The sequence below is a fragment of the Myxococcus sp. AM010 genome (assembly GCF_013372585.1).
Classification (GTDB): Bacteria; Myxococcota; Myxococcia; order Myxococcales; family Myxococcaceae; genus Myxococcus; species Myxococcus vastator.
Window position 1 is genome coordinate 1 of the sequence record NZ_JABXEO010000159.1, and the last position, 7,712, is coordinate 7,712.

Here is a 7,712-nt window from a genome sequence, read left to right on the forward strand (position 1 = left end):
GCGCCCCGGATGGCCCCGCCCGTGTCCTGGTTGAGCACGAAGCGCGACAGCGGCTTCCACTGCACGGAGCCATCCGCCATGCGCACCGGCCGCTCGGTGTGGATGAAGGCCAGGCCGCCCTTGGGAAACAGCCGCGCGTCCGTCGCGATGGAGCGCCCCGCCGTCACCGGCCGCCCGAGCGAACCCACCGACGCGGTGTTGAGGAAGCGGAAGAACACGTAGGACTCGTTGTGGTCCAGCACCCGGTGGCGCTGCTGAGGATTGGCGGCCAGCCACGCCCGCAGCGCCTGCATCGACATCTCCTCCTTGGGGATGGCGCCCTCCTGGATGAGCAGCGAGCCGATGCTGCGGTAGGGCTTCCCATTCGACGCGGCGTAGCCGATGCGGCGCCGACTCCCATCCGGCAGCAGCAGCGAGCCGCTGCCCTGCACCTCCAGGAAGAAGAGCGCCACCGGGTCCCTGGCCCAGGCCAGCTCCAGCTTCCGCCCGCTGAGCCGCCCCCCTCGGATGTCCCCGCGAGACCAGTACGGCACCACCTTCCGCCCATCGAGCCGGCCGAAGACCCGCTCTGACTTGAAGCGCTCCGCGAAGGGCTCCAGCGGGACTTCAATCAGGTCGGACGGAGGCCCGTGGATGGGCACGTTGTATACGTCCGTGCGCGTCAGGCTCGCCTCGATGGTGGGCTCGTAGTAGCCGGTGAAGAGCACCTGGCCGTCCTCGCCGCCGGCGGCCTCCATCGGCTCGAAGTCCTCCAGGACCAGGGCCCACAGCGCCTCCGGCGTGAGGTCCTCGCGAAGCCGCGCGTGCAGGCGCTCCAAAGCGGTCCGCAGCTCGGCGAGGGAGACCTGCCGCGCGCCGTAGATGAAGCGGTGGTCGGACGGACGGCTCCGCAGCCACACGAGGCTCTCCGCGACGGCGGTCCGCAGGGACGCGACGTCACCGTCGTCCCGGGGCTCCATCTTCCGGGACAGCCCGAGGAGCGCGTCCTCGGGCCGGGTGACGGGGGCGCGGGTGGGGCTCGGACAGGCCGAGGCGAGGAGCCCCAGCGCCGACAGCAGGAGGATTCGGAGATGCCGCAGGTCCATGTGGCTCCCCTACCTATCGCACCTGCCCCGGTGGGCGCCCCTGACAAGGGCCCTGAGCATTCCACGCCCTCGCGCGGGCTCCAGCGACTCCGCGCGCGAGGACGGGCTGGGGCGCTGCGGACTCAGATGAAGTAGTCGGGGAGCAGCTCCGCCCCGGGCACCAGCTGGTACTTGTCGAAGTCCGTCACGCCCACGCCGCGGAGGACCTCCTCGTCGATGCAGAAGTTGCCGGTGAACTCGCGGCTCGGCTTGGTGAGGATGGCGTAGGCCGCGTCCGCCATGATTTCCGGCGTCCGGCAGCCGCGGATGGTCTCATCCCCGCCCAGCAGGTTCTGCACCGCCGCGGTGGCGATGACGGTGCGCGGCCAGATGGCGTTCACCGCGATGCCGTCCGAGCGCAGCTCCTCCGCCATGCCCAGCACGCACATGCTCATGCCGAACTTCGCCATGGTGTACGCGACGTGGGGCGCGAACCAGCGCGCCTCCATGTTGAGCGGCGGCGAGTTGTTGAGGATGTGCGGGTTGCTGGCCTTCTTCAGGTACGGGATGCACGCCTGCGAACACGCATACGTGCCGCGCGTGTTGATGCCGTGCATCAGGTCAAAGCGCTTCATCGGCGTCTCGAGCGTGCCCGTGAGGCTGATGGCGCTGGCGTTGTTCACCAGGATGTCGATGCCGCCGAAGGTCTCCACCGCCTTGGCCACGGCGGCGGCGATCTGCTGCTCGTCGCGGATGTCCACGACACAGGGCAGCGCCTTGCCGCCCGCCTTCTCGATTTCCTCCGCCGCCGTGTAGATGGTGCCGGGGAGCTTGGGGTGCGGCTCCGTCGTCTTGGCGGCGATGATGATGTTGGCGCCATCCCGGGCAGCGCGGAGGGCAATGGCCTTGCCGATGCCACGGCTGGCACCGGAGATGAACAGCGTCTTTCCCTGGAGATTGGACATGGGGTGTCTTCCTATCACGCCGCGCCATCGGGGAAGGCGCGCTCGATGAGCATCTGCATGGGCGCGTGGGCCGGGAGCGTGCCGAACGTCTGTCCATGCGCCCCGCCCAGACGGGACTCGCAGAAGGCATCCGACACGGCGGTGTTGCCCGCGCGAATCAGCAGCGACGCCTGGAGCGCCAGCGCCAGCCCCTCCACGATGGAGCGCGAGCGCGCCTCCATTGAGTCCGTGTTGGCCAGCGCCTTGCCCAGCCGCGCGGTGGCCTCGTCATACGCGGCGTGCCCGCCCTGCGCGGCCAGGAGCTCGGCGAAGAGGGCCTCCCGGCTGGCCGGCTCGCGTGACGCCGCGCGCAGCACGTCCAGGCACTGGATGTTGCCGCTGCCCTCCCAGATGGAGTTGAGCGGCGCCTGCCGGTACAGGCGCGGCAGGTTCGTCTCCTCCACGTAGCCCGCGCCGCCCAGGCACTCCTGCGCCTCGTTGACGAAGGGCGGCGTGCGCTTGCACACCCAGTACTTCCCCACCGCCGTGGCGATGCGGCAGAACGCGGCCTCCTTCTCATCCCGAGGCGTGGCGTCCACCGCGCGGGAGACGCGCCCGGTGAGCGCGACATGGGCCTCCAGCTCCAGCGCCAGGTCCGCCAGCACGTTGCGCATCAGCGGCTGGTCGATGAGCCGCTTGCCGAACGCGACGCGGTGCCGCGTGTGGTGGATGGCCTGCACCAGCGCCTGCCGCATCTGCCCGCTGGAGCCAATCATGCAGTCCTGCCGCGTCAGCGCGACCATCTCCAGGATGGTGGGGACGCCGCGGCCCTCCGCGCCCACCATCACCGCGTAGGCCCCATGCAGCTCCACCTCCGAGCTGGCGTTGCTCCAGTCGCCCAGCTTGTCCTTCAGCCGCTGGACGCGAATGGCGTTGAGCGCGCCGTCCGGCGTGAAGCGCGGCATCAGGAAGCACGACAGGCCGCCCTCCGCGTGCGCCAGCACCAGGAAGGCGTCGCTCATGGGCGCGGAGAAGAACCACTTGTGCCCCACCAGCGCGTAGGGCTGACCGGGCCCGCGGCCTTCGCCCAGGCGGTGCGCCTGGGTGGTGTTGGTGCGCACGTCGGAGCCGCCCTGCTTCTCCGTCATGCCCATGCCAATGGTGGCGCCCGACTTTTGCGCGGCGGGGATGAAGCGGCTGTCGTAGGACGCCGAGCTCACGCGCGGCAACCACTCCAGCGCCACCTCCGGCTGGTGGCGCAGCGCCGGCACCGACGCGTACGTCATCGTGAGGGGGCAGCTCGTCCCGTTGTCCGCCTGGTTGTGCAGATAGAAGAGGGCCATGCGCGCCACGTGGGCGCCGGGCGTGCCCTCGTTGCGCCAGGCGAAGCCCGACACGCCGTGGGCCATGCCCAGCTCCATCAGCCGGTGGTACGCGGGATGGAACTCCACCTCGTCGCGGCGGTTGCCATAGCGGTCGAAGGGCCGGAACCTGGGCTTGTTCTCGTTGGCGAGGAACGCCAGCTGCTGCATCTCCCCGCCCACCACGGGGCCGTACTTCGCCAGGTCGGCCTCCGCCCAGCCGCCGCCCTCGCGGGCCACCACCTCGCGGAGCACGGTGTCCGTCGTCCACGCGTCGTACTCGAGCGGCGGCGGCTGGTTCGTGACTTCGTGCGTGAGGAAACCGGCGGCAATGGCGTTGCGTTCAGTCATGGTGAAGGTCCTCCTGGGGACGGTACCCGGTGCCCATGGAGTACCGTGAACACGCGCGGCGGGCCACCGCAACCCGAGGAGCGGCGGCGGCGTGTCACCGCTTCTTCGCCTGCTCCAGCTCCTCGACCAGCAGCTCCGAGACCTTCCGCACCCGCGGGATGTCGAGCGCGGACTTCGCGCACACCAGGTGGTACGTGGTGGTGGCGAAGGGCCCCAGGTCCACGTCGAGCGGCACGAGGCTCCGCTCGCGCATGAAGCGGTGGCGCACGTCGCACAGCACCATGGCCCCCACGCCCGCCTCGGCCGCCGCCAGCATCACCAGGTAGTTGTCGGCGGTGAACACGGGCGAGAAGCCGGGGATGATGGACGCCAGCTGGGGATTGGGCGGCACCGCGTCGAACGGCGGCGCCCAGGCGACCCACGGGAGCGCCTGGAGCGACGGCCGCTTGGGCAGCCGGGCCTTGAGGGACTTCGCGGCGAAGACGGCGTTGGGGACCGTCAGCGAGGAGAGGAGCTTCAAGTCCGCGTTCATCGGGCCCCGGGCTCGCAGCGCGAGGTCCGCCTCGCCGCGCCCCAAATCCAGGTACTGAATCCCGGACAGCACCTCCAGCCGCAGGCCCTCGTGCTTCTTCATCATCGCCCCGGCGAAGGGCGCGAGGAAGCCGAAGCTCATGTAGGGCGACGCCGTCACCCGCACCAGCCCCCGCGGCGACGTGTCCGACGACTCGGCCGCGCGGTGCAGCTCACCGGCCCACTCCGCCATCTTCTTCGCGGGCTGCACCAGCCGCTCGCCCGCGGCCGTCAGCACCGCGCCATCCACCCCGCGGCGGAACAACGCCATGCCCACCGCGTACTCCAGCGCCGCCAGCCGCCGGCTCACCGTGGGTTGGCCCATCCGGAGCCGCCGGGCCGCGCCACTGAAGCTGCCCGCCTCGGCGATGGCCAGGAACAGCCGCGCGTCATCCCAGGAGATATTCATGAATGCATGACCTCATGCCTGAATCGTCATTTCCCATCAATTCTCGCATCGTTAGCTTCCGCGTGTCTCGACGTGAAGGAGCTCCATCCATGCGGACCCGTTCCATTGTCCTCTCCATCGCCGCCGCGCTCGGCGGCGCCCTCGCCGTCACCGGCTTCGTGGGCTGCGCCACCACCTCACACGGCGTCCAGCCCTCCACGCTCGGCAAGGCGCGGCCCTCCTCGGAGCTGTTGCCGCTGCTGACGCAGCCCGGCCCGGTAGAGCTGGAGACGGTCGTCTCCTGCGACTGGGCGGTGGAGCGCGGCGGCCTCATCAACCTGGCCCACCCCACCGCGAAGGCCGCCGGGCTGAAGGACGGCGCGGAGCCCGCGCAGATCTTCTTCCACGCCCTCCGCCACCCGGCCAAGGGCCTCTTCATCGTCGACACGGGCGTGGAGACGGCGATGCGGGACGCGCCGGAGAAGGCCGCCATGCAGGGGCTCATCGTCAGCGCCATGAACATGGGGAGCATGAAGGTGCACGCGCCGCTGGGCGAGTGGCTGGCGAAGCAGCAACAGCCGCTGGCGGGCGTGTTCCTCACCCACCTGCACCCGGACCACGTCACCGGCATGGCGGACGTCCCCGCGGGCACGCCCGTCTACTCCGGGCCGGGCGAGGCCTCCGAGCGCGCCTTCATGAACCTCGTCGTCCAGGCCAACGTCGACCGCGCCCTGGCCGGCAAGCCGCCGCTGTCGGAGTGGACCTACGCGCGGGAGGACGCCGGCCTGTTCGACGGCGCGGTGGACATCTTCGGGGACGGCTCCGTGTGGGCGCTCTGGCTGCCCGGCCACACGCCCGGCACCACCGCGTACCTGGTGCGCTCCACGAAGGGCCCGGTGCTGCTCGCGGGGGACATCAGCCACACCCGCTGGGGCTGGGAGCACGACGTGGAGCCCGGCTCATACAACAACGACGCGGACGGGGCCACGGCGAGCTTCAAGCGGCTGCGCGCGTTCGCCCAGGCCCACCCCGAGGTCGAGGTGCGCCTGGGCCACCAGCACTGACGCGCGAGCGCCTCAGTTCCGGGTGTGCCGCCGGAAGAAGTCCCACATGAGGTGGGTGCCGTCCGGCCCGGACGGGTCGGCGAAGGGATAGCGTGAATCCCCGCCGGGCCAGGCGTGGTCCATCCCCTGGATTTCGATGTGTCGCGCCACCAGCGCGCCGCCGTAGACATAGTCCTCCACGGTGTACGCGCGCCCGCCGGGCACACTCGCGCGCGTCACCTGCGTGGCCACCGGACGGATGCTGTCGTTGGCCACGCCGTCATCGCCGTAGTCACTGGTCTGCAGGAACTGCCGCGTCGCCTGCCGGCCGTTGACGATGTCGACCACGCTGTCCTTCGTCCCGTGCACCACGAGCACCGGCACCGTGTGACGCGGACGGCCCGAGCACACCCACGCGTCCCGGCCCCGGTCGTCCGGGTGGTAGATGCTGCCGAAGAGCATCGCGAAGCCCGTGCCCGAAATCGTGGTGGCCGCCTTGTACATGGCCCCCGCGCCAATCATCCCCGCGGCGAACACGTCCGAGTAGCAGGCCAGCAGCGTGCCCGTGAGCACCGCGCCGGAGCTGACGCCGCCCACGTAGATGCGGCGCGCGTCCACCGCGTAGTGCCGCCGCACCTGCGCCACCATGTCCACGACGAGCGCGGGCTCCCCGTGGCCTCGCGTCTGATTGAGCACCAGCATGAAGTTCCAGCACTGCGTGGGGTTCGCGAACGTCGCCTGGTTCGGGTACAGCACCAGGAACTTCTCGGCGTCCGCCTTCTCGTTGAGGCGCGAGAGGCCGGCGAACTGGGTCGGGTTCTGGAAGCAGCCGTGCAGCGCCACCACCAGGGGCAGCGGCGTGTCGGCCTGGTAGCCCGTGGGCACCCAGAGCTGGAAGCCCCGGGTCCCTTCAAGGCCATGGACCCAGGTGCCGGCGCGCGCGGGCGCGGCGGCGGTGAGCGAGAGGACGGCGAGCAGCAACAACCACGTGCGCGCGCACGCGACAGTGTTCCGCTTCATTGACTGACTCCTTCGGGGTGGGGAACCGCGCTCAGCCCGGCTGCCGCGCATCCGCCGCGGCGTCCTCGACTCCGGCCAGGAAGGCCGCCACGGCTTCGGCGACCTTGTCGGGCTGGTCATGCGGTGACGCATGGCCGGAATCACTCAACACCTGGAGCCGCGCGTTCGGCAGCAGGTCCACGTAGGCCTGCTTCGTGGACACGGGCGTGTAGTCCCTATCGGACGCGAGCACCAGCACCGGGCAGGTGATGCCGCCCAGGTGCCGCATGACGCTCCACCCCACCAACCCCTTCGTCGCGCGCAGGTACGCGTCCGCGTCATTGGCGCTGAACAGCTCCAGCGCGCGCTGACGAAGCGCTTCCTGCTCGGGCTTGGGAAAGAGCCTGGGCGCCAGGACCTTCGCCAGCGCCGCGGGCCCCAGCAGCTTCAGCAGCGTCAGGCGCAGGCCGAACTCGAACTTGCGGCGCAGCGTGCGCGCCACCAGCTCCGGCCCGCTGTTGACGATGACCAGGCTGCGCACCAGCTCCGGCCGGTCCACCGCGAGCTGGAACCCCATCATCCCGCCCATGGACAGGCCCACCACGTGGACGCCGGTGAGGCCCAGCGCGTCACACAGCCCGGCGATGTCCCGGGCGAAGCGCGGCACGCCATAGGCGCCCGGCGGCTTTCCGCTGCGGCCATGGCCTCGCGCATCTGGAACGATGACGCGATGGCGGCCCGTCAGTCTGGGTGCCACGGACTCCCAGTCCCGGCCAGAGGAGCCAAGCCCGTGAAGAAGCAGCACGGGGGTGCCCGCACCCGATTCCTCGAAGTAGAGGGAGAGCTCCTCGAACTGGAGCAACGGCATGTTCGGACCCCAGATTCAGGTAGGAAGCGTGTCGAACCGCAGGTCCGAAGCTACATGAACGAACGTTCGTTTTTCAAGAGCCCCCCATGAGCACCTCCCCCCGCTCCCGCCTGCGCGCCACGGC

General features: G+C 70.5%; 7 protein-coding genes. 1 reads left to right on the plus strand and 6 read right to left on the minus strand.

Annotated elements, in window-relative coordinates:
- From HV826_RS35500 to HV826_RS35515, 4 genes are all read right to left on the minus strand, one after another.
- On the minus strand, positions 1 to 1,085 hold a 1,085-nt coding region (locus tag HV826_RS35500; RefSeq protein ID WP_176421446.1), incomplete at its 3' end, for a murein transglycosylase A.
- A 122-nt stretch (positions 1,086 to 1,207) separates the two neighbouring features.
- A complete protein-coding gene (locus tag HV826_RS35505; protein ID WP_140796131.1) occupies positions 1,208 to 2,029 on the minus strand; it encodes an NAD(P)-dependent oxidoreductase in 822 nt (273 codons plus the stop codon).
- Between the two features lie 14 nt (positions 2,030 to 2,043).
- Positions 2,044 to 3,720 carry an isovaleryl-CoA dehydrogenase gene (locus HV826_RS35510; protein ID WP_176421447.1) on the minus strand — a complete coding sequence of 559 codons (1,677 nt, stop codon included), beginning with the start codon at positions 3,718 to 3,720 and terminating at the stop codon, positions 2,044 to 2,046.
- Between the two features lie 94 nt (positions 3,721 to 3,814).
- Positions 3,815 to 4,699, minus strand: coding sequence for a LysR family transcriptional regulator (locus HV826_RS35515; protein ID WP_176421448.1), 885 nt, complete (start codon positions 4,697 to 4,699; stop codon positions 3,815 to 3,817).
- Positions 4,700 to 4,788: 89 nt separating this feature from the next.
- Here HV826_RS35515 and HV826_RS35520 point away from each other — a divergent pair, with 89 nt between their 5' ends.
- Positions 4,789 to 5,742, plus strand: coding sequence for an MBL fold metallo-hydrolase (locus HV826_RS35520; protein ID WP_176421449.1), 954 nt, complete (start codon positions 4,789 to 4,791; stop codon positions 5,740 to 5,742).
- A gap of 12 nt (positions 5,743 to 5,754) precedes the next feature.
- Here the strand turns inward: HV826_RS35520 and HV826_RS35525 are convergent, their stop codons facing one another.
- Both HV826_RS35525 and HV826_RS35530 read right to left on the minus strand, forming a co-directional pair.
- Positions 5,755 to 6,741 carry a PHB depolymerase family esterase gene (locus HV826_RS35525; RefSeq protein WP_176421450.1) on the minus strand — a complete coding sequence of 329 codons (987 nt, stop codon included), beginning with the start codon at positions 6,739 to 6,741 and terminating at the stop codon, positions 5,755 to 5,757.
- Between the two features lie 31 nt (positions 6,742 to 6,772).
- The gene (locus HV826_RS35530; protein ID WP_176421451.1) at positions 6,773 to 7,588 is read right to left on the minus strand and encodes an alpha/beta fold hydrolase; all 816 of its coding nucleotides are present in this window, start codon (positions 7,586 to 7,588) and stop codon (positions 6,773 to 6,775) included.
- Positions 7,589 to 7,712: the final 124 nt, after the last annotated feature.